This is a genomic window from Bacillus sp. hwrm1 (genome assembly GCF_040207805.1).
In the GTDB taxonomy this organism is placed as follows: domain Bacteria; phylum Bacillota; class Bacilli; order Bacillales; family Bacillaceae; genus Bacillus; species Bacillus velezensis.
Genome location: NZ_CP157943.1, coordinates 571160 through 590998, shown reverse-complemented (window position 1 = coordinate 590998; position 19839 = coordinate 571160). Strand labels below are relative to the sequence as shown.

21 protein-coding genes are annotated in these 19839 nt (G+C 49.7%); 4 read left to right on the top strand and 17 right to left on the bottom strand.

Annotation, left to right across the window (positions count from 1 at the left end; all coding sequences use genetic code 11):
- Window positions 1-145: 145 nt before the first annotated feature.
- The 8 genes from hisIE to ABK447_RS03005 are packed head-to-tail and all read right to left on the bottom strand — an operon-like array spanning window position 146 to window position 6558.
- Entirely contained in the window at window positions 146-766 is a 621-nt protein-coding gene (hisIE, locus tag ABK447_RS03040; protein WP_032876234.1) for a bifunctional phosphoribosyl-AMP cyclohydrolase/phosphoribosyl-ATP diphosphatase HisIE, read from the bottom strand.
- Window positions 763-1521, bottom strand: a complete 759-nt coding sequence (hisF, locus tag ABK447_RS03035) for an imidazole glycerol phosphate synthase subunit HisF (RefSeq protein WP_007407430.1) — start codon at window positions 1519-1521, stop codon at window positions 763-765. Before hisF ends, hisIE begins: the two co-directional genes overlap by 4 nt.
- On the bottom strand, window positions 1518-2255 hold the full coding sequence (hisA, locus tag ABK447_RS03030) for a 1-(5-phosphoribosyl)-5-[(5-phosphoribosylamino)methylideneamino]imidazole-4-carboxamide isomerase (protein ID WP_012118544.1): 738 nt from the start codon (window positions 2253-2255) through the stop codon (window positions 1518-1520). Before hisA ends, hisF begins: the two co-directional genes overlap by 4 nt.
- Window positions 2252-2890: an imidazole glycerol phosphate synthase subunit HisH gene (gene hisH, locus ABK447_RS03025; protein ID WP_038464311.1), complete on the bottom strand. Its 639-nt coding sequence runs from the start codon at window positions 2888-2890 to the stop codon at window positions 2252-2254. The genes hisA and hisH overlap by 4 nt, the downstream gene beginning before the upstream one ends.
- Window positions 2891-3475 carry an imidazoleglycerol-phosphate dehydratase HisB gene (gene hisB, locus ABK447_RS03020; protein WP_007614023.1) on the bottom strand — a complete coding sequence of 195 codons (585 nt, stop codon included), beginning with the start codon at window positions 3473-3475 and terminating at the stop codon, window positions 2891-2893.
- Window positions 3472-4755 (bottom strand): histidinol dehydrogenase, encoded by a 1284-nt coding sequence (gene hisD / locus ABK447_RS03015; RefSeq protein WP_094031319.1) that lies wholly within the window; start codon window positions 4753-4755, stop codon window positions 3472-3474. The genes hisB and hisD overlap by 4 nt, the downstream gene beginning before the upstream one ends.
- Window positions 4752-5393: an ATP phosphoribosyltransferase gene (gene hisG / locus ABK447_RS03010; RefSeq protein WP_012118547.1), complete on the bottom strand. Its 642-nt coding sequence runs from the start codon at window positions 5391-5393 to the stop codon at window positions 4752-4754. Before hisG ends, hisD begins: the two co-directional genes overlap by 4 nt.
- Window positions 5386-6558, bottom strand: a complete 1173-nt coding sequence (locus tag ABK447_RS03005) for an ATP phosphoribosyltransferase regulatory subunit (protein ID WP_007407436.1) — start codon at window positions 6556-6558, stop codon at window positions 5386-5388. The genes hisG and ABK447_RS03005 overlap by 8 nt, the downstream gene beginning before the upstream one ends.
- Window positions 6559-6795: 237 nt before the next feature.
- Between ABK447_RS03005 and ABK447_RS03000 the strand changes: the two genes are divergently transcribed.
- Window positions 6796-7521, top strand: a complete 726-nt coding sequence (locus ABK447_RS03000) for a C39 family peptidase (protein ID WP_039063704.1) — start codon at window positions 6796-6798, stop codon at window positions 7519-7521.
- A gap of 16 nt (window positions 7522-7537) precedes the next feature.
- Here ABK447_RS03000 and ABK447_RS02995 read toward each other — a convergent pair whose 3' ends face one another.
- Genes ABK447_RS02995 through hprK form a run of 4 tightly spaced genes read right to left on the bottom strand, consistent with a single transcriptional unit; the run spans window position 7538 to window position 10498 of the window.
- Window positions 7538-8056, bottom strand: a complete 519-nt coding sequence (locus ABK447_RS02995; RefSeq protein ID WP_007407438.1) for a DapH/DapD/GlmU-related protein — start codon at window positions 8054-8056, stop codon at window positions 7538-7540.
- 3 nt (window positions 8057-8059) lie between these two features.
- Window positions 8060-8710, bottom strand: coding sequence for a pyrophosphatase PpaX (ppaX, locus tag ABK447_RS02990; protein ID WP_007407439.1), 651 nt, complete (start codon window positions 8708-8710; stop codon window positions 8060-8062).
- 25 nt (window positions 8711-8735) lie between these two features.
- The gene (gene lgt / locus ABK447_RS02985) at window positions 8736-9551 is read right to left on the bottom strand and encodes a prolipoprotein diacylglyceryl transferase (RefSeq protein WP_007407440.1); all 816 of its coding nucleotides are present in this window, start codon (window positions 9549-9551) and stop codon (window positions 8736-8738) included.
- A gap of 14 nt (window positions 9552-9565) precedes the next feature.
- On the bottom strand, window positions 9566-10498 hold the full coding sequence (hprK, locus tag ABK447_RS02980; RefSeq protein ID WP_013353746.1) for an HPr(Ser) kinase/phosphatase: 933 nt from the start codon (window positions 10496-10498) through the stop codon (window positions 9566-9568).
- A 169-nt stretch (window positions 10499-10667) separates the two neighbouring features.
- Here hprK and nagA point away from each other — a divergent pair, with 169 nt between their 5' ends.
- From nagA to ABK447_RS02965, 3 genes are read left to right on the top strand one after another with little or no spacing between them, the layout of a single operon-like run.
- A complete protein-coding gene (gene nagA, locus ABK447_RS02975) occupies window positions 10668-11858 on the top strand; it encodes an N-acetylglucosamine-6-phosphate deacetylase (protein WP_094031320.1) in 1191 nt (396 codons plus the stop codon).
- Window positions 11855-12580 carry a glucosamine-6-phosphate deaminase gene (gene nagB, locus ABK447_RS02970; RefSeq protein ID WP_007407442.1) on the top strand — a complete coding sequence of 242 codons (726 nt, stop codon included), beginning with the start codon at window positions 11855-11857 and terminating at the stop codon, window positions 12578-12580. Before nagA ends, nagB begins: the two co-directional genes overlap by 4 nt.
- A 13-nt stretch (window positions 12581-12593) precedes the next feature.
- Window positions 12594-13325 carry a GntR family transcriptional regulator gene (locus ABK447_RS02965; protein WP_012118554.1) on the top strand — a complete coding sequence of 244 codons (732 nt, stop codon included), beginning with the start codon at window positions 12594-12596 and terminating at the stop codon, window positions 13323-13325.
- 144 nt (window positions 13326-13469) lie between these two features.
- On the opposite strand, the gene ABK447_RS02960 is transcribed toward ABK447_RS02965, so the two are convergent.
- The 5 genes from ABK447_RS02960 to ABK447_RS02940 form a co-directional block, all read right to left on the bottom strand.
- Window positions 13470-14045, bottom strand: a complete 576-nt coding sequence (locus ABK447_RS02960; RefSeq protein WP_007614041.1) for a TetR/AcrR family transcriptional regulator — start codon at window positions 14043-14045, stop codon at window positions 13470-13472.
- 156 nt (window positions 14046-14201) lie between these two features.
- Window positions 14202-18071 carry a metallophosphoesterase gene (locus tag ABK447_RS02955; protein WP_094031321.1) on the bottom strand — a complete coding sequence of 1290 codons (3870 nt, stop codon included), beginning with the start codon at window positions 18069-18071 and terminating at the stop codon, window positions 14202-14204.
- A 93-nt stretch (window positions 18072-18164) separates the two neighbouring features.
- Window positions 18165-18524 (bottom strand): phage holin family protein, encoded by a 360-nt coding sequence (locus tag ABK447_RS02950; RefSeq protein WP_007407446.1) that lies wholly within the window; start codon window positions 18522-18524, stop codon window positions 18165-18167.
- Window positions 18525-18719 (bottom strand): PspC domain-containing protein, encoded by a 195-nt coding sequence (locus tag ABK447_RS02945; protein WP_007407447.1) that lies wholly within the window; start codon window positions 18717-18719, stop codon window positions 18525-18527.
- A gap of 4 nt (window positions 18720-18723) precedes the next feature.
- Entirely contained in the window at window positions 18724-19821 is a 1098-nt protein-coding gene (locus ABK447_RS02940; RefSeq protein ID WP_007614045.1) for a DUF4097 domain-containing protein, read from the bottom strand.
- Window positions 19822-19839 lie beyond the last annotated feature (18 nt).

Sequence of the window (19839 nt, the reverse complement as noted above, 5' to 3'; positions counted from 1 at the left end):
TATATTTTTGATAAAAACCAAAATAAACTCTATTAGTCAATATTATCAAATTCATCTGCCTCCGGTTGCGGAAATAAGGAATATTTAATTGAATGTTTAAGTTTGACAGATTAAAAACCTCACGGATCTCTCCGTGAGGTTTGTTTTACTCAGATGCTGAATGGCGTTTTGCAAGAACGTCAAGCACATCGTCCAAAGGAAGCGACTGCTCACGCAGAAGAACGAGCAAATGATACAGCAAATCCGCCGCTTCCCATTTTAATTCTTCATGGTCCCGGTTTTTCGCGGCGATAATAACCTCTGCGGCTTCTTCGCCGACTTTTTTGAGGATTTTATCGACGCCTTCCCGAAACAGATACGTTGTGTAGGCTCCGTCAGGCATCTCCGCCTGCCGTTTGGCGATTACGCTTTCCAGTTCATTTAAGATGCCGAAACGATCCTGCGCATCCGCTTTTTCCGGAGAAAAGCAGCTGTAACTTCCCTTATGGCATGCGGGTCCTGAGGGCTCCGCAAGCACGATGAGGGCATCTTGATCGCAATCATAGCGGATGGCTTTCACCTTTTGGGTATTCCCCGACGTCGCTCCTTTATGCCACAGCTCCCCGCGTGAACGGCTGTAAAACCAGGTTTCTTTCGTTTCTATCGTTTTTTCGTAGGATTCACGATTCATATAAGCCAGTGTCAGTACTTCTTTGCTTGCCGCATCCTGCACGATGGCGGGAATCAGTCCGGCCTCGTCAAACCGCAGTTCATCTGCCCGTTTCATCTCACATTCACCCCGTGTTTCTTCATATAATCTTTCACTTCTTTTATAGATGTCTCTTTGTAATGGAAAATGGAAGCTGCAAGCGCGGCGTCCGCTTCACCGATCGTGAAGGCTTCAAGCATATGGCGCGCGCTGCCGGCTCCCCCTGACGCAATGACAGGCACCGGGACGGCACGTGTGACAAGCTGTGTGAGCGTATGATTAAAGCCTGTTTTCTCACCGTCTGCGTCCATGCTTGTCAGCAGGATTTCACCCGCTCCCCGGCTGACGGCTTCTTTTGCCCAGGCCGTGACTTCCCACTCGGTTTTCTTTCTGCCGCCGTGTGTGTACACTTTATAGCAATCCGAATCTTCATCATACTTTGCGTCAATCGCCGCGACGATGCATTGCGAGCCGAAAAAATCCGCTCCTTCCGTAATCAGCTCGGGGCGGAGGACGGCCGCTGTATTAACGGATACTTTATCAGCGCCGGCGCGAAGCATTCGTTTCATATCGCTTAATTGATTGATTCCGCCGCCGACCGTAAACGGAATCGCCAGTTTTGCCGCAACCTGTTCTACGACGTCTGTCATCGTCTTGCGGCCTTCGTGAGAGGCGGAAATGTCGAGAAAAACAAGTTCGTCAGCACCCTCCCTGTCGTAGGCTTCGGCCAGCTCGACAGGATCGCCCGCATCTTTCAGCCCGAGAAATTGAATGCCTTTGACGACGCGGCCTTCTTTCACATCGAGACACGGAATGATTCGTTTCGTGATCATGCGTCCTTCACCCCGCTGAGCGCTTCAGCCAATGTAAATTGTTTTGTATACAGCGCTTTTCCGATAATCGCTCCCGATACGCCGGCGTCTTTGAAGCGGGCCAGTGCTTTGAGGTCGGCGACTGAGCTGACTCCGCCTGAAGCGATGACGGTTTTTCCCGTTGCTTTTGCGAGCTGAACGGTGCTTTCGATGTTCGGTCCTGACAGCATGCCGTCAGTTGCAATATCCGTGAAAATGAAGGTTTCCGCTCCTTCGGCCGCCAATTCACGGCCCAGATCGGCCGCTCTTACCGAGGATGTTTCCAGCCAGCCTTCCGTCGAGACATATCCGTTCCTTGCATCAAGACCGATCGCGATTTTGCCGCCGTATTGTTTCAGCATGCTCTTCACAAATGCCGGATCGGAAACGGCCGAGCTGCCGAGAATAACGCGATCAACACCTTGTGATAAATAACCGTATACATCCGCTTCAGAACGGATCCCGCCGCCGATCTCGACTTTGGCATCAAGCTGCCGCGCAATGTCAAGAACATGCCTGTCGTTTACTTTCCTGCCTGCTTTCGCGCCGTCAAGGTCCACGAGATGAATCCATTCGGCACCTTCTTGTGCAAATTGCGCTGCCATGTCTAAAGGAGAGTCACCGTATATCGTTTCCTTGCCGTAATCGCCTTGGATGAGGCGGACGCATTTGCCGTTTCTCATATCGATTGCCGGATATAATGTAAAAGCGTTCATTTCTTCACCTTCTGTTCCGCTGCCATTTTTGTAAATTGCGTTAAGATCGCCATTCCGGCCGTACCGCTTTTTTCCGGGTGAAACTGTGCACCGAAGACATTGCGTTTCCCGACGACGGCCGGAACACGAACGCCGTACTCAGCGCTTGCCAGAAGATCGCCGTCTTCCATCCCGTCTATATAATAGGAATGGACAAAGTAAACGAAGCCTTCTTCCGCTTCCGAAAGCAAAGGAGACGTTTGGTGAAACGTCAGCCGGTTCCAGCCCATATGCGGCACCTTCAGCTTGTTTCCTTCGGCATCTCTGTCTTTGAGTCTCACAGCTTTTCCGGCTAATAAACCGAGTCCTTTTGCAGAGCCGTTTTCGGTGCTTTCTTCGAAAATGAGCTGCATGCCGAGGCAGATGCCGAGGAGCAGCTTACCCTCGTCAACCATACGGTGTATGAATTGATCAAGCTTCGCGCGGCGTAAATTGTCCATGGCGTCACTGAATGATCCGACACCGGGGAGAATAAAAGCATCCGCTTTTTCAAGCTCTTCCGGCCGGTCTGATACGACATACGGGACACCGACGCGTTCCAGCGCCTTCGACACGCTGAATAAATTGCCCATACCGTAATCAATTACACCGATCATTTACAGCATTCCTTTCGTAGACGGCACACCCTTGACGCGCGGATCAATGGATGACGCTTCGTCCAGCGCTCTGCCAAGCGCCTTAAACACGGCTTCTATCATATGATGCGTATTCGTGCCGTAATGAACGATGACGTGCAGATTCATTCTCGCTTCCAGCGCCAGTTTCCATAAGAATTCATGTACCAGCTCGGTATCAAACGTTCCGACTTTCGCTTGCGGAAATGCAGCGCGCATCTCAAGGTGCGGCCGGTTGCTCAGGTCTACGGCGACTTGGGCGAGCGCTTCGTCCATCGGTACCAGCGCTGATCCGTACCGTTTGATGCCTTTTTTATCACCGAGCGCCTCTAAAAAAGCCTGCCCTAAGCAGATGCCGATATCTTCAGTCGTATGGTGATCATCTATCTCCGTATCGCCTTTTGCGTCAACAGTTAAATTGAATTGCCCGTGCTTTGTGAACAAATCAAGCATATGAGTCATAAACGGCACATCCGTGCTGATGTCGGCTTTTCCTTCTCCGTCTATTTCGAAAGCCAGCTTAATATCGGTCTCATTTGTTGTTCTGGCGCGTTCCGCTTTTCTCATCGGTCATTCCTCCGTTTTCTCGCTTCAATCGATCTTGCGTGCGCTTCAAGCCCTTCCAGTCTCGCGAAGGCGGAAATGCTGTCCGCGTGCGTTTCAAATGCCTTCCGGCTGTATGAGATGATGCTCGATTTCTTTTGAAAATCTGTTACATTCAACGGGCTTGAAAACCGCGCCGTTCCGTTTGTCGGCAAAACGTGATTCGGTCCGGCAAAATAATCGCCGACCGGTTCAGCGCTGTATCGCCCTAAGAAAATCGCCCCCGCGTGTCTGATGCTTCCAAGCAAAGCCTCCGGCGAATGCGTCATGATTTCTAAATGCTCGGGTGCCAGCGCATTCACCGTGTCCACTGCCTCTTCCATCGATTCCGTAATATAAATGCGGCCGTGATCCCTGATCGACGCTTCGGCGATTTCTTTGCGCGGCAGCGTCTGAAGCTGTTTATTCACCTCATCTGATACGGCTTCGGCAAGCTTCCGTGAGTCGGTGACAAGCACGCTTGAGCTGAGCGTATCGTGTTCTGCCTGTGAAAGCAGGTCAGCGGCTACTTCTTTGGGCACCGCCGTATCGTCTGCCAGGACCACGATTTCACTGGGCCCGGCAATCATGTCAATATCCACAACGCCGAAGACTTCGCGCTTCGCGAGTGCTACAAATATATTGCCGGGGCCCGTGATCTTATCAACAGGCTGTATCGTTTCGGTTCCGTAAGCGAGCGCGGCAATCGCCTGCGCGCCTCCCGCTTTGTAAATTTCCTTTATGCCGAGCTCAGACGCCGCCGCCAGAACGCCCGGCGAAAGACGGCCGTCTTTTCCCGGAGGACTGACGAGTACGATCCGTTCCACTCCCGCAGCGAGAGCGGGGATGACATTCATTAAAACGGAAGACGGATAAGCGGCCGTCCCGCCCGGCACGTATACGCCCGCGGAATCGAGCGCCGTTATTTTCTGCCCGAGCATCGAGCCATCTTTGCGATGGTAAAACCAAGAAGATTGCAGCTGGCGTTCGTGATATTCTTTAATATTGGCAATCGCCTGTCTGATCACTTCCAGCAGCTGATCATCAAGCAGACGGTACGCCTCGGTGACTTCCTCTGCACTCACGGCCATTTGGTTCAGGCTGATGCCGTCAAATGTTTTTGTATAGGCCAAAACGGCTTTGTCACCGTTTTGTCTGACGTCTTCAATAATCCCCCTGACGGTTTTCCGCTGCTCTTCGGTTCCGCTGTCGATGGAACGCTTCAGTGAAAACCGCTCGCTTCTATTTACTGCGGTTATTTTCATTGTGCCGTTTCTCCTTCCACAACCCTGGCCAGCCTGGCCGCCATTTCGTCGATTACATCATCCTTCATGCGGTAGCTGACCGGATTGACGATAAAACGCGATGTGATGTCACAAATATGTTCTGATTCAACGAGACCGTTTTCTTTTAATGTCCGCCCGGTTGATACGATATCTACGATTCTGTCAGCAAGCCCGATTAAAGGCGCCAATTCAATCGAACCGTTCAGCTTAATGATTTCCACCTGCTCGCCCTGCTCTCTGAAATAACTTGACGCAACATTCGGATATTTCGTCGCAATCCTCGGGGCGACTCCGTTCCAATCCGCTCCGGGAAGCCCCGCAACGGCGAGATGGCATTTGCTGATTTTCAGATCGAGCACCTCATACACGTCACGCTCTTCCTCAAGCATGACATCCTTTCCGGCAATACCGGCATCAGCGACGCCATGCTCGACATAAGTCGTCACATCCATCGGCTTTGCCAGAATAAAGCGGAGATTTTCTTCAGGAACGTCAATGATCAGCTTTCTCGATTCTTCAAACTCCTCGGGCAGCCTGTACCCGGCCTGCCGCAGCAACCCGGCCGCTTCTTCGAATATCCGTCCTTTTGGCATTGCCATTGTGAGTACCTTACCCATTCTGCTCTTCCTTTCTGGCACCGATAAAGTATGTGACGTTTGCAAATGATTTTGTCATATGATCGATATTTTCAATGCCCGCCAGATCCTGCAGGACGACTTTTCTGCCTCTCGCCCTTTCTTCCTCCGCGAATAAAATGGCCTGCGCCCGCTGCTCCTTGCTGAAAATCACGGCGTCCGCTTCACTAGTTTCTTCCTGGATGCCGAGCGCTTCAATCAGCCTGTCGATACGGAGCCCGAAACCCGTGGCGGGAGCGGGACTGCCGAAATGGCCGAGAAGATTGTTATAGCGTCCGCCGCTTCCGATGACAAAACCGACATTTGCCGCATACACTTCGAATAAAATTCCCGTGTAATAACTCATATGGCTTACCATATTCAGATCAAGGCGAATATGCTCGGCACATCCGTAATCCTCAAGAATGTCCCACAGGTCTTCCAGCTCCTGAATCAAGCTTTGTCCGGAGATGCCGATGATCTCCTCCGCCTTGGCGCAGATCTCTTTCCCGCCTCGCAATTCCAGAAGTGCGAGCAGCCGGCTTTTGTCTATTGAAGAGAGCGGAAGCGATTTGACATGTTCCCTGTATCCCACGTAATTCTTTTCAAAGAGAAAGCGCCGCAGAACATCCGCCCGCTCAGCATTGCCCAGAACCTCGACAAACAGCTCATCAGCGAGTCCGGCATGGCCGATCGCGATTTTAAACCGGTGCAATCCCGCGTTTTTCAAAGCGCCGGCCGCCAGCGCAATCACCTCGGCGTCCGCGCTTGTTGATCCGTCGCCGATCAGCTCCGCGCCGACCTGTTCGAATTCGGCCGGACGTCCGCCTTCCCGCTCTTGAGCGCGATAGACGCTTGCCGCGTACCCCGCTCTGAGCGGATGATTGTGTTTGTGCAGCTTAGACGCCGCCACCCTGGCAATCGGTCCGGTCATATCAGGCCGAAGCACAAGCGTTTTCCCGTCCTGATCGAGAAGCTTAAACAGCTGCTGTTCTTCAATGGCTGACTGGACGCCTACTGTTTCATAAAATTCAAGGGTCGGCGTCTCCATAAACTGATAACCCCATTTATCAATTAAATCCGTCAGTGTGGAACGGACTTTTTTCTTGGCTTCGTATAAACCGGGCAGCGTATCTCTCATGCCATGCGGTTTCTCAAACATAAACATTTGCCTTTTACACCTCCGCTTTGTCTGAAGGAAAATTCCGAATCCTTTAGTTCGCTAATATGATAATATGTTAGCAGATAAAAGAATGAATTGCAACGCCCAATGTCCGCCTATTCTTTTCCATAAACATGGCTAAAGAATGAACAAACCTGTAAACATATCGGAACGATCGAATCATATTGAGCAGAAGTGCTATAATACATAGAATAGCTTCATCAGAAACAAGGGAGAGTAATAATGAAGACGCTTGGAACATTATGTGTGGTGATTCTGACAGCCATCCTTGTCTATCTCGGGTATAACATCTATACAAACGATATTCATTTGAATTTTTTTAATCAGCAGTCCGACGAGCCTGATGAGAAAACACCGTTAAAAGGGAGCGCGTCACCGCTGAATGTCGTTCTGTACAGACAGATGGATTCTCCCAGACTGTACAATGGCTGTGAGGTGACAAGCCTTGCTATGATTTTGAACAATGCCGGATATCATGTATCAAAAAATACATTGGCGGATAAAATCAATAAAGTTCCGCTCACATACAGCAGCGGGCTGAAGGGAGATCCGAATGAAGGATTTGCCGGAGATATGGAAAACGGCCCGGGTTTAGGCGTTTATCATGAGCCGATTGATAAACTTGCCAAAGAATATGCGGGAAACAAAGTATATGACCTGACAGGAAAAGACATTTCTTCAGTGTACCGCCAGCTTGAAAAAGGGCGGCCGGTCTGGGTGATTACCACCACATCCTTTAAGCCGGTTGATAATATGCAGACTTGGAATACGCCGAACGGAAAGATCGACATTACGTTCAGCATGCATAGCGTAGCCGTCACCGGTTATGATCACGATTATGTATACGTCAATGATCCTTACGGCTATAAAAACAGAAAAACAGACCGGACTGAATTCGAAAAAGCCTGGAAGCAGATGGGCAGCCAGGCCATTGTGATCAAGTCATAAAAAAACCCCGCTGACGTTAATCAGCGGGGTTTTCCATTCGTTTTTTCATTTCTTCGTCCGTATAGATCACCTGCATCGGATTTCCTCCGACAAACGCCCCGGCCGGGACATCTTTGTGCACCAGTGTGCCGGCTGATACAACGGCTCCGCTCCCGATGGTGACGCCGGGCAGAATCGTTGTGTTTGCCCCGATCATCACCTCGTCACCGATTGTGACAAAACCGGTCCGGTACTCATGTATTAAATATTCATGAGCCAAAATCGTCGTATTGTAGCCGATGATGCTGTTTTTTCCGACAGTGATTTTTTCGGGAAACATGATATCCGGCATCACCATCAGCGCGAATGACGTCTGTTTTCCGACATTCATTTTCAAAAAGGTTCGGTACAGCCAGTTTTTCACGCTTAAAAACGGCGTATACCTTGCGATCTGAATGATGATGAAATTTTTCATCACCTTCAGAAAGGGAACCGTCTGATAAACATGCCACAATGAATTTGCACCTGAAACCGGATGGCGGTCTGTTTTTCTCACGGATTACTTCACTCCGGTGATGTGCAATAAATCACTCATTTTCTCGAGCATATAATCGGGTTCATAGGCGGAAAGCGTCTGTGCGCCTTTAATCGTCCACGCGACGCCGGCTGTTTTCGTGCCGGCGTTTTTTCCCGCCATGACATCGTGATAATTGTCACCGACCATTATGGCTTCCGACGGATCGCACCCAAGCCGGCTGAGAGCAAGCCGCACAGGTTCGGGGTCAGGCTTCGGGTGCTTAACATCATCAAGCGTGACGACAGTATCGAAAAACGCCCCGATGCCTGTCAGCTTCAATCCCATATTGACTGTATCCCTCAGCTTTGTGGTGACAATACCAAGCTGATAGCCCGCTTTTTTCAATTCATCCAGCGTTTCATAAACCGTTTCGTACTCCGTGACGAGTTCATCGTGCTTTTCATGGTTGAATGCTCTGTACATGCAGATCATCTCATCGCACTTTTCAGCATTAATGCCTGAAAACGTTTCATACAGAGGCGGGCCGATAAATGGAAGCACATCTTCCCTTTTAAACTGCCCCGGGCAATAATGATCAAGCGTATGAAGGTAAGAAGCGATAATCAGTTCATTCGTGTCAATCAGCGTGCCGTCGAGATCAAATAAAATGGCGGTTACACGTTTATCAGTCATCTTATGTCCTTTCCGATTTCAGGCGTCAGTCCGTATCAGCATACCGCTTATCGGCATACCCCTTCATGCGTCTGAAAATCATTAAAATAATCGCAAGTACAATCAGCACAATGGAAATGACCTGCGCGATCCGAAGCTGGCTCGTAAGCATCAGGCTGTCCGTCCGCATTCCCTCAATAAAGTATCTGCCGATCGAATACCAGATCACATACGTCAAAAACAGATTGCCCCTGCGCAGGTTCACGCGGCGGAGCAGAAGCAGAATCACGACGCCCGCAAAACTCCACAGCGATTCATACAAAAACGTCGGGTGATAATATTGTCCGTCTATGTACATCTGATTAATGATGAAATCCGGAAGATGCAGACTTTCCAAAAATGACCGGCTGACCGCTTCACCGTGAGCCTCCTGGTTGATAAAGTTTCCCCAGCGCCCGATGGCCTGGCCGAGCAGAATACTCGGCGCGGCAATATCCGCCAGCTTCCAGAATGAGATGCCTCTTACTTTTGAAAAGACGATTCCCGTCGCGATCGCGCCGATCAATCCGCCGTGAATCGCGATGCCGCCTTTCCAGGTTTTAATGATTTCCCCGGGGTGTTCCGAGTAATAGCTCCACTCGAAAAGCACATAGTATGCCCGTGCGCATATGATTGCGATCGGGATGGCGAAAAGAACAAGATCAATAAAAATGTCCTTTTTCAGCCCCCGCTTTTCACTCTCCCTCATGGCCATCCAAAGCCCTAATAACGCACCCGCGCCGATAATGATCCCGTACCAGTGCACGGATAAAGGCCCGAGCTGCAAGGCAATCGGATTGATTGGTGTTCCTGCTTCGTTCATATTATTGCCAACTCCTATTCGTCTTGTTCGCCGTCTTCAATGACATCCGCCAGCTTATTCGTAAATTGCTCGGCAGCATTTAAGCCCATCCGCTTCAATCTGAAGTTCATCGCCGCAACTTCGATAATAACGGCGAGATTTCGCCCAGGGCGGACTGGAATGGTCAGTTTTGTAATTTCCGTATCAATGATTTTCATTTTTTCTTCTTCAAGTCCGAGACGGTCGTATTGCTTCCCTTGCTCCCAAAGCTCAAGGTCCATGACGATTGTAATTCTTTTATTGCTTCTGACGGCGCCCGCTCCGAACAGCGTCATGACATTTATAATGCCGAGACCCCTGATTTCAAGCAGATGCTCAATCAGATCAGGCGCATTCCCGACGAGCGTATCCTGATCCTCCTGCCGGATTTCGACGCAGTCATCCGCGACAAGACGATGGCCGCGTTTGACAAGCTCCAGCGCCGTTTCACTTTTACCGACGCCGCTTTTTCCCGTTATGAGCACACCGACGCCGTATATATCCACAAGCACGCCGTGAATGGCGGTTGTCGGCGCGAGACGGCTCTCAAGAAAATTCGTCAGCCGGCTTGACAGTCTGGTTGTTTTCAGAGGGGATCTGAGCACAGGCACGCCGTTTTTCTCGGATGCTTCTACAAGCTCCGGCGGGATCGGCATATCTCTGGAAAGTATGATAGCCGGCGTCACATCGGTGCACAGCGATTCCATCCGCTGTTTTTTATCCTCCTCAGGAAGCTGATCGAAAAATGACAGCTCCGTTTTTCCTAAAAGCTGCACCCGTTCTCTCGGGTAATATGTAAAATAGCCGGCGATTTCAATACCGGGCCGTGATAAATCACTCATCGTAATCGGGCGGTTAATCCCTTCTTCTCCGCTGATCAATTCTAAATGGAACTGCTCCATTACGTCTTTGGTCCGAACCTTTGCCAAGATATGTTCCTCCTGTTCTGGGATGTTCCGAGCTTTGAACAGTTATATTTTATCACTTTACCGTCTGAACCAAAACAGATTTATACAATTCCGGCATAACTGGTCTAGATAACTAGTCTGAAAAAGAGTAAAATAAAACTAACAACTAACAAGAAAGGCGTGTTTTAAAGTGGCTGAAAGCTTGTTAATCAGCGGTGCGGACATCGTAACAGAAGAAGAAATCATCCGAAACGGTTTTCTCGGTATAAAGGACGGCATCATTTCTTACGCGGGGAAAACAAGACCGCAAGAAACGTATGAGAAGGAATGGAAGGCGCCCGCGGGCTCGTATGCGCTTCCCGGAATGATTGATATTCATATTCACGGCGGATACGGCGCGGATACGATGGATGCTGATGTTGCAGCTCTTGATACAATGTCCGCCCGGCTGCCCGAAGAAGGAACAACCTCTTTTTTAGCGACAACGATCACACAGCAGCACGAAAACATTGAAAAAGCGCTCGTCAACGCCAAAAAATGGGCGTCTTCCTCACCGCAGGCCCAAAAAGGCGCTGAGTTGATCGGCATTCATTTAGAAGGACCGTTTGTCTCTCCGAGAAAGGCGGGAGCACAGCCGAAACAATGGATTACTCCTGCTGATGCCGGGCTCTTTCAGAAATGGGAGCGGCTCTCGGGAGGGCTGATCAAAATCGTGACGCTTGCGCCGGAAGAAGATCCTGATTTCAGCCTGATCCGTTATTTAAAAGACCAAAACATCATCCCGTCAATGGGACACACAGACGCGGGAGCCGAGCTTTTACAAAAAGCGGCGGATGCCGGGGCGGTGCATATGACGCACCTCTTCAACGCCATGAGCTCCTTTCATCATCGTGAGCCGGGGGGCATCGGTACGGCTCTCGCCTGCGGCCGCATCACGGCGGAGCTGATCACTGACGGCATTCATTCCCATCCTTTGGCCGTTAAGCTTGCCTATTTGGCGAAAGGAAGCAAAAACCTGATCATGATTACAGACTCCATGCGGGCAAAAGGGCTTAAGGACGGAGAATACGAATTCGGCGGACAAAAAGTCACCGTTCGCGGGGACACGGCGCTTCTCTCTGACGGGACGCTGGCCGGTTCCATTTTAAAAATGAATGAAGGCGCGGCGCTCATGCGCAGGTTTACAAACTGCTCATGGCTGGATATAGCAAATATGACATCGGCAAATGCGGCCCGCCGCCTCGGCATATTCGACCGTAAAGGAAGCATCGCCGAAGGAAAAGACGCCGACGTTGTTCTGACGGACGGACAGTGCGGCGTGCTGGCCACGATTTGCCGCGGAAACACCGCATATATCTCAAGGGAGGCTGATTGGACATGAACGTTATCACATGCAGACATTATGAAGAATTAAGTGAAAAAGCCGCATCGATTATCGCTGAAACAGTGAAACAAAAGCCGGATGCCGTTCTCGGCCTTGCGACGGGAGGCACTCCTGAAGGCGTATACAAAGAACTTGTGCGGATGCACCGCTCAGAAGACTTGTCATTCCGGAATGTCACGACGATCAACCTTGATGAATACGCCGGGCTTTCTCCCGAGGACAAAAACAGCTATCATTATTATATGAATACACATTTTTTTGCACATATCGACAGCCGAAAGGACCGCCACTTTCTCCCTGACGGACGGGCAGACGATCTTGATGCCGAATGCGGACGATATGACCGATTGATTCAAACACTCGGCGGAGCGGATATACAGCTTTTAGGCATCGGACACAACGGCCATATCGGCTTTAATGAACCCGGGACGCCATTTGAATCCCGAACCCATGTCGTTGAGCTGAATGAAGAGACAAGACAGGCGAATGCGCGGTACTTTCCGTCAATTGATCAAGTCCCTGTAAAAGCCCTGACAATGGGGATCGGGACGATTTTGTCCGGCAAACGGATTTTGATCATGGCATCCGGAAAAAGCAAGGCCCAAGCGGTGAAGCAGCTTCTGGACGGGCGCATCAGCGAAGCATTCCCCGCCTCCGCCCTGCACGCGCATCCGGATGTGACGGTCTTGATTGATGAAAAGGCTGCGGGCGGCGATTGAAAGGATTTGACCTATGCAGATTGATAAACAATCTCCGATTCCGATTTACTTTCAGATTATGGAACAATTAAAAACACAAATCAAAAACGGCGAGCTGAAAGCGGATGCGCTGCTTCCGTCGGAGCGGGAATACGCCGAACAATTCGGCATCAGCCGAATGACGGTCCGCCAGGCGCTTTCCAATCTGGTGAATGAAGGATTTTTATACAGGCAGAAAGGCCGGGGAACGTTCGTCAGCAAACTGAAGATGGAACAGCCGCTTCAAGGGCTGACAAGCTTTACGGAAGATATGAGAAGCCGGGGCATGAAGCCGGGGAGCAGACTTGCCGAATACCAGCTGATTCAGGCGACGGAAGAATTATCTTCTATCCTGGGATGCGGCTATCCGGCAACGCTTCATAAAATCATCCGCGTCCGGCTGGCAAATGATATCCCGATGGCGATCGAGGCCTCGTACATCCCGTTTGACAAGGCGGGAAAACTGGACGCCTCCCATTTTCAATCATCCATGTATGAGCATATTGAAGCGTACAATCAGATGCCGATCTCACGGGCAAAACAAGAGCTTGAACCGGGAGCCGCTTCCGAGGAAGAAGCTGAGCTGCTCGGTATCCAGCCCGGCGCCCCCGTCCTCTATATCAAGCGGACCACTTATCTGCAGGACGGCACTGCCTTTGAGCACGTCAAATCCGCCTACAGAGGCGACCGCTACACATTCGTGCACTATATGGACAGGGTGAAATGAAACATCTCCAACCGTTACGGGTTGGAGATGTTTTTTTGATCTGCCATTTTCAAATCAAGCCGGGGAATATTCTCTATGACTCTGTCAAAACGGAGAGGCTGGGGTTCTGGTATCTATTTTTATAAAGGAAAGAGTAATAAAATGCTACCCTCTGTTTTGGACAATATACGGAACCTGCTTTGAAATCAGCAGCAGCGGTTCTTTGTTTTTATGAGCCAGCGAAAACATGATTGCGCCTTCAATCATCGAGTTGATTGTCACCCCGAGCTTCTCCGCTTCCTCTTGTTCAAACCCATGCTCAAGAAATTTTGCCGCAAACACATCCGTCCACTTCTTGAACACCTCAACACATGTGCATCTTAACGTTTCATTGATCAGAGCGGTCTCACCCGCCAGCAATCCAACCGGCACGCCCTCAATATTCTGCGGGTCATTAAACTGTTCAGCCGTTACATGAATAAAGTGCTGAATCGCTTCTATAGGGTCCGCGAATTGAGACATACTATTCTGTATTTGCTTTTCAACGCATCTTCCCGTATATTTGATCGCCGCAATGGCGAGTTCTGCTTTTCCGTTTGGAAAGTGATGATACACAGACCCTCTGGGTGCTCCGCTCTCTTTTATAATTTGATTCAAACCAGTCGCATGATATCCCTGAATCTGAAAAAGATATGCAGAGGTTTGAATAATTCTTTCTTTTGTCCCGGTTTTACTGTTCATTATGTTTCCTCCTGCATATTACGAAAACCAATCGATTTTAGTATAGAAAAGGGACATAAAAAAGTCAAAAGCACTTAGTACCGCCATGCATGTTACAGAAAAAAACCTGCTGACCGTCAGATTTTCTTCTGACGATCAGCAGGCTGTATGTTTTCGTTATGGGTTTGAGGCATGCCTGAAATCAAACTGATCCGGAGCCGGGCGATACGGCGTATTTCCCGTTTTGAACATCCACAGCGGTGATATTGTTTTGCCGTTGTACGGGTCCTTCACGACGGTGTACCAGTAATAAACGGAATCAGGCTGCAGGCCGTCCCAGACCCAATTTGCGGTTTTTCCGCTTTTTACGTGTTTTTTATGACCGAGCAGTTCGTTCGTATAGACGTTGCATTCAAAATAATCGGTCGCTACCCTTTTCCTCTTCGGCTGTAAATCCATTTCTGCTGAGAATTCGTCTTTATCAGCGAACAGATCGGTGTCATAGTAATTGATGTCATCCGTGTACGGCGAGTAGGAGAACATGTGAACCTGATTGGCGGCCTGATCGAATTGCATCATGCGCATAAAGCCCTGCCCCCCTTCCGGACCGTCCTGGTAGTCGGTCAGAATTTGGTGGACGAGGCGGTCCGGTTTTCCGTCTCCGTCATCGTCAAGCGCATCGGTTTTTTTCATGGCGTTATGGTAATGGCCGCTTAATACCATCGCCACATTGCGATTCGGCTTGACGACTTTTCGATAGATCGTCTCCCCGATCGGGCTTCGATTTCCGCTCACAAGCAAGTACTCATGAAAGCATAAGATGGCGGTTCGGTCCGGATACCGCTTCAGCACTTGATTGATCCAGTCAATCTCTTGTTCCGCAATGCCCCAGCCCATATAAATCATAATAAAATCGTTCCCGCTTGCCGACAGCAGATCATAATGCCCGCGGTTATTTTTGTATGATCCGCCGTAATGCATGTTCTGTTCAAACCGGCGGCTCCCGAAGAAATCCCCGAAGGTTCGGTATGTGCCGTCTTTATGACCGACGTCATGATTGCCTGCAAGCACTCCGTACGGAATCCCCGCCTTGTCAAGCGTCCGCATGGAGTGATCGGCGTTTTTCCACTGTTTCATCACCATTGAATCATCGACAATATCACCGGTATGAAAGACATATTTAATATTGTGCTTTTCCTTATTTTCTTTGATCCACTCCGTCATTTTGTCAAAAATGTGCGGGTGCCCCTGTGCGTAATACTGTGTATCCGACATCCAGACAAACGTGTAATTGCCTTTAGCCGGTATTTGATCCTGTACAATGACATTCATTTTTGAGTTCTTCACCACATCCGCTGCGGAAACGGCGGCTTTTAATGTAAACGGCTTTTTATCTTTGGCAAGAACGCTGTCCGCCTCCTGCCAGCGGCTTGTCCGGTAATTCCAAATATACATGGTTACCTTTCGGCCGGGCAGAGAGCTTCCTTTCCAGACCGCCTCGGCCAGATCCGTTTCGTCGATAGACGGGTCAACGGAGACTTCGAACCGGTGATAAGGAAAACGCTCCATACTTTCCGCCGAAACGGTTTTTCCGTCATTTGCCGAGATGCGGTTCATTTCCGGCAGGGTAAACGGCATTTCATTTTCTTTTATGCCCCTCGGCGGTTCCGTTAATGAGGCGTGTTTATACACTTTCACGCTGCCCGGATTCCGCGCGGTATAACGGAAGCCGCGATAAAATGATACATTCATGTCATCCTTCGTCGGGTCTTTTACCCGGACGGACAGCTTTGCTTTGTGGGCGCCGATTTTTTGATCGGCAAGCTCCGGCTGGTTCGGCTCCTCCCGTTTGATATGGAAGGTGCGGACGGACCTTGTTTCATTTCCGGCAAGGTCTGCCGCAATAATGGTAAGGGTATGTTTTCCGGGCTTGAGATCGGCTGATGACGTGTGATGCGGGAGCGTAATGCTTTCTCCGTCCAAAAACGCTTTGACCTCTTCCACTTTGCTCCATTTGTCACGAATGTCCGCATTCAGCTCAACATTACCTTTCAGCGCCGCGCCTTCTTTGATACCCGGGACAATCTTCGGCCCTGTATTGTCCACCCGCACAGATTGGCTCAGCTGCTCCTCACCGTCGCTAACAAAAATATGGTGATAGCCTTCAGAAAGCTTCGTCGTGTTCCACGGCAGCAGCCGTGACGTAAACAAATGATCCGGCAGGCTGAATGAGAAGGTCTTCTGCTGATTCGCCCGCCTGCCGTCACCGATAAACAGCTGCTCAGCCGGATCCGTCTTCCCGTCTTTGATCACCGTTCCATCCGAAAGCACCAGACGGGCATGTTTCACGACAAAATCATCCCGATTCTCTCCCGTGTCATACGGAGAAACCTTTGAGCCCGAACGGATGGATACTTTCTGCGTTTTGCCCCCTTTTTGCAGCAGACGTTCCGGAAGGAGAACCGAGTGCGTTCTGTAGCGGTGAGACGGATCGTCAAAAATGTGCAGCACCTCATTTTCCATTATGACGGTGTTTTGAAAATAAAGATTCGTTTTCCGGGCATCGAAGGCGAAATAGACCTCTTTTTCCAGCGCCGGCCGGGTCTCCTGCCGCTTGCCGTCAATCCACAGCTTGATCTTATCGGCGCTGACGTCGGAAGTCGCTTTGAGCAGATAGGTGCCGGATATCGTATCTTCGGGTTCAACATTCATTCTGAGTCCGTGTGATTTGCTCGTCTGTTCAATGTCAATCATCTTGACGGGCGTTTTTGCTTCATTTTCTCCATCACTGGCTGCGATATAATACTCAAGCTGATCCTGGCCGAGCAGTTCCGGGGAATAAAGAATGTGATGGTATAAGCTGTCGTTGCGGTCTTTTTCGGCCAGAATTCGTTTGAATGGTTTTTTCTCATTGGTCCGGTAATAAAACGCGGCTGTTTTGACAAGGTTTTTGTCTTTTATGTCAGCCTTTAATTCAATGCTTTCAGCGGGCCGGACGGGCTTTCTGTCTGTAAGGTCTTCGATGACCGGTTTTTCCTTGTCAGGTTTGATCACCCTTTTCTGCTGCGGGATCTGCGCCTGAAAAACAGAGCCCGGTGACGGCTTATGCTCGCTCGTGGAGATCTTCAGCAATTCTCCCGTTCCGTTCAGCGGATATTTGTACAGCAAAGAAGTCAGCCGGCGAAAAGCGTGTTTCCGGTATTGCGCTGAGGCGATACCCTTGCCGGTATTTGCCGACAGCACCACCGTACGCGGGCGGCCGTTGGACATTCCGTCCGTCCCTTCGATGACGGCGAGATGTTCTCCCTCCTTCAGGCGTGTCCCGTAATAGCGGTTGAAATCATCTATCGTCAGTTCTGATGCGGCGCGTCTCAGCCAAAACACGTAAGTCCCGCCTGACGGAATGACGGTATCTTCTTTCGGCCTCCATATCATATCTGATTCCGGCCCTTCCTTCGGATAGCGGTAGCGGATGTGATAGTCTTTAAAATGAATGGGTCTGTCCGTCGTGTTATACACCTCGATAAATTCATAGGCATCAGCGCCGTCTTCATTTTTCGTATCAACCGCAAGCTCCGTAATCATCAGCTCGGGAATATGATTCAAATCGGCTTGATAGCCGTCCAGCTTCAGCCGCTTTTTCTCCGATTCCGCCCGCTGTCTGCCGTTGGTGAAAACGAGGTAATATTCCAATTCTCCATTCCAGATATCCCGTTTTGAAACCTGGGCCGTAAACAGCCGGATTGCGCCTGGCGTGGGCTCCATCGGCACCATTTTAAACCCCAGCTCATTGCTTTGTTTATAAAAAAGAAACGCCGAAAACGCTTGATAGTCAGCATTCCGTACATGAGCCTGTATGAACAGGTTTCTTTTCATTTCCGCCTTTACTTCGATTTGGGGAGGATTCTCCAGAAGCGGTATGTAATGAGGCGGCTGTCCGAATTCCTGCTGATTCACGGGGATTGCCGATTCTTTGCGCGCCGCATCCGCAGAAGGACTCACACAAAGCAAACCAATCAGAAAAAAGAGCGTCATCACAAGTTTCATCTCATTACCTCCCTATACATTATGTTGCGTCAGGAGGCTGCCGCTTATGTAAATCACACATAAAAAAGCTGCCCTCTCGGGACAGCTCGTTTTTTACCTTTTTCTAAGCGGCTCCAATATGCCTTTTTGGATCAGCAAGTGGAAAACGGACAGCACGACGGATGCCCAAATGGCGGTGCCGAACCCATCAATCTGAAAGCTGTCTCCCATCAAGGCTGCGGTCATCATTAACGTAATGGCGTTGATGACAAACAGAAAGAGGCCGAGGGTCACAACCGTGACGGGCAATGTCAATATGACGATGATCGGCTTGATCAGCACATTTAACACAGAAAGAATCACACTGGCGATGACAGCCGCTCCGATACTGCTGATATGGACGGAATCAAAATATCCCGCGATAACGATTAATAATAAAGCATTTACTAAAATGCTGACTGCCCATTTGATCATTTATTTCAAATCTCCTTCTAAAGGTACAACAAAACACCAGATAATATATACAATCGGCACGATTCCGCTCGTGACAAGCGCTAATACAACGGTGATAATGCGCAAAAGCGACGCATCCATATTGACGTACTCCGCCAAACCGCCGACGACGCCGGCGATTTTACGGTTTTTTTCTGAACGGTAAAGTCTTTTCATCCAATCACCTCTGAGTATGCTTGAGCTTAATGGCTCCTGTTAACGATTCTGAGAAAATCGAGAGATGCTGATCATGGCCTTGATTTGATGCCAGCATCAGTTCTTTTTGAATGGTATCATTCTTTTCCTTTAAAATTTCCGCATCAATCAGCTCATGGCTGAGAGAGCCGAGATTGCTTTTCAGCTCCGCTTTCACCGCCGAATCATCAGGCAGAGCGATATCCACGTTTCCCGTCGTCGTTTTCGTGTAGATGGAGCGGCAGTGCGGCGCTGTCACGGTAAGCATGATATTGCCGTTAAAGCTTTGAACGTCAATGGATTCACTCGATCCGCGCAAATCAATCAAGCCGTTGATCGTTTCCGCTTCAATCGCGCCGCATTGATGTCCGGCCAGCTTGATTTGTCCGTTAGCCGTTTCCGCCGACGCTTTATCAGCCGTCAAATGAGAGAATGACAGAACGCCGTTTGTCGTTTTCGCCGAGAATTCTTTTACATGTAAATGTTCCCCTCTGATCGGTCCGTTAAACAGCTTCACTCTTATCTTATCGTACTCTTTCTGGGGAACATAAAGCGTGACATTGGTTTTCATCGTTTTCTTTTCCGTGCGGACAAAAAACTTATTGCCCTTCACTTCACACTCAATGTGCTGAAGAAATGCGGTGCGCGCCGCCTCCTGACTGTCCGCCCGGTACACTTTCGCCTGGCACTCCGCTCTGATATCTTCATCCGCCCACGGCACGATATTGACGCTGCCGTTTGCGATCTGCATATCAATGGCCGAGAATTCACTGTCTTTAAATTGAAAAATATGCTGCACTTCGTGTGCGTGGCCGAAATTCAGATCAAGATCCGCTTCCTTCACTTTTTTGACGGCAGAATCAATCCAGTCGAACAGCTTCGCCCCGAGCGACGGCTTTTGGCTTCCTTTTGCCCCGCTTTCGAAATCTTCCGCAGGTTCCTGGACCTCCGCAGATAATGCGGTGATCTGCTCTTCTTTTTCTTTATATTCATGATCCAGTTTTTCAATGAGCGTCAGTGCTTCCTGCGCCGTCAGCATGCCGTCTTCCACAAGCTTTAAAATCCGTTCTTTCTCCTGTTTCATACAAAACGCCTCCCCCGA

What these genes read in the sequence shown, in the direction of transcription:
- hisIE (WP_032876234.1), bottom strand. Translation starts at nt 766, where the DNA reads ATGAAACGGGCAGATGAACTGCGGTTTGACGAGGCCGGACTGATTCCC.
- hisF (WP_007407430.1), bottom strand. Translation starts at nt 1,521, where the DNA reads ATGATCACGAAACGAATCATTCCGTGTCTCGATGTGAAAGAAGGCCGC.
- hisA (WP_012118544.1), bottom strand. Translation starts at nt 2,255, where the DNA reads ATGAACGCTTTTACATTATATCCGGCAATCGATATGAGAAACGGCAAA.
- hisH (WP_038464311.1), bottom strand. Translation starts at nt 2,890, where the DNA reads ATGATCGGTGTAATTGATTACGGTATGGGCAATTTATTCAGCGTGTCG.
- hisB (WP_007614023.1), bottom strand. Translation starts at nt 3,475, where the DNA reads ATGAGAAAAGCGGAACGCGCCAGAACAACAAATGAGACCGATATTAAG.
- hisD (WP_094031319.1), bottom strand. Translation starts at nt 4,755, where the DNA reads ATGAAAATAACCGCAGTAAATAGAAGCGAGCGGTTTTCACTGAAGCGT.
- hisG (WP_012118547.1), bottom strand. Translation starts at nt 5,393, where the DNA reads ATGGGTAAGGTACTCACAATGGCAATGCCAAAAGGACGGATATTCGAA.
- ABK447_RS03005 (WP_007407436.1), bottom strand. Translation starts at nt 6,558, where the DNA reads ATGTTTATGTTTGAGAAACCGCATGGCATGAGAGATACGCTGCCCGGT.
- ABK447_RS03000 (WP_039063704.1), top strand. Translation starts at nt 6,796, where the DNA reads ATGAAGACGCTTGGAACATTATGTGTGGTGATTCTGACAGCCATCCTT.
- ppaX (WP_007407439.1), bottom strand. Translation starts at nt 8,710, where the DNA reads ATGACTGATAAACGTGTAACCGCCATTTTATTTGATCTCGACGGCACG.
- lgt (WP_007407440.1), bottom strand. Translation starts at nt 9,551, where the DNA reads ATGAACGAAGCAGGAACACCAATCAATCCGATTGCCTTGCAGCTCGGG.
- nagB (WP_007407442.1), top strand. Translation starts at nt 11,855, where the DNA reads ATGAACGTTATCACATGCAGACATTATGAAGAATTAAGTGAAAAAGCC.
- ABK447_RS02965 (WP_012118554.1), top strand. Translation starts at nt 12,594, where the DNA reads ATGCAGATTGATAAACAATCTCCGATTCCGATTTACTTTCAGATTATG.
- ABK447_RS02960 (WP_007614041.1), bottom strand. Translation starts at nt 14,045, where the DNA reads ATGAACAGTAAAACCGGGACAAAAGAAAGAATTATTCAAACCTCTGCA.
- ABK447_RS02955 (WP_094031321.1), bottom strand. Translation starts at nt 18,071, where the DNA reads ATGAAACTTGTGATGACGCTCTTTTTTCTGATTGGTTTGCTTTGTGTG.
- ABK447_RS02950 (WP_007407446.1), bottom strand. Translation starts at nt 18,524, where the DNA reads ATGATCAAATGGGCAGTCAGCATTTTAGTAAATGCTTTATTATTAATC.
- ABK447_RS02945 (WP_007407447.1), bottom strand. Translation starts at nt 18,719, where the DNA reads ATGAAAAGACTTTACCGTTCAGAAAAAAACCGTAAAATCGCCGGCGTC.
- ABK447_RS02940 (WP_007614045.1), bottom strand. Translation starts at nt 19,821, where the DNA reads ATGAAACAGGAGAAAGAACGGATTTTAAAGCTTGTGGAAGACGGCATG.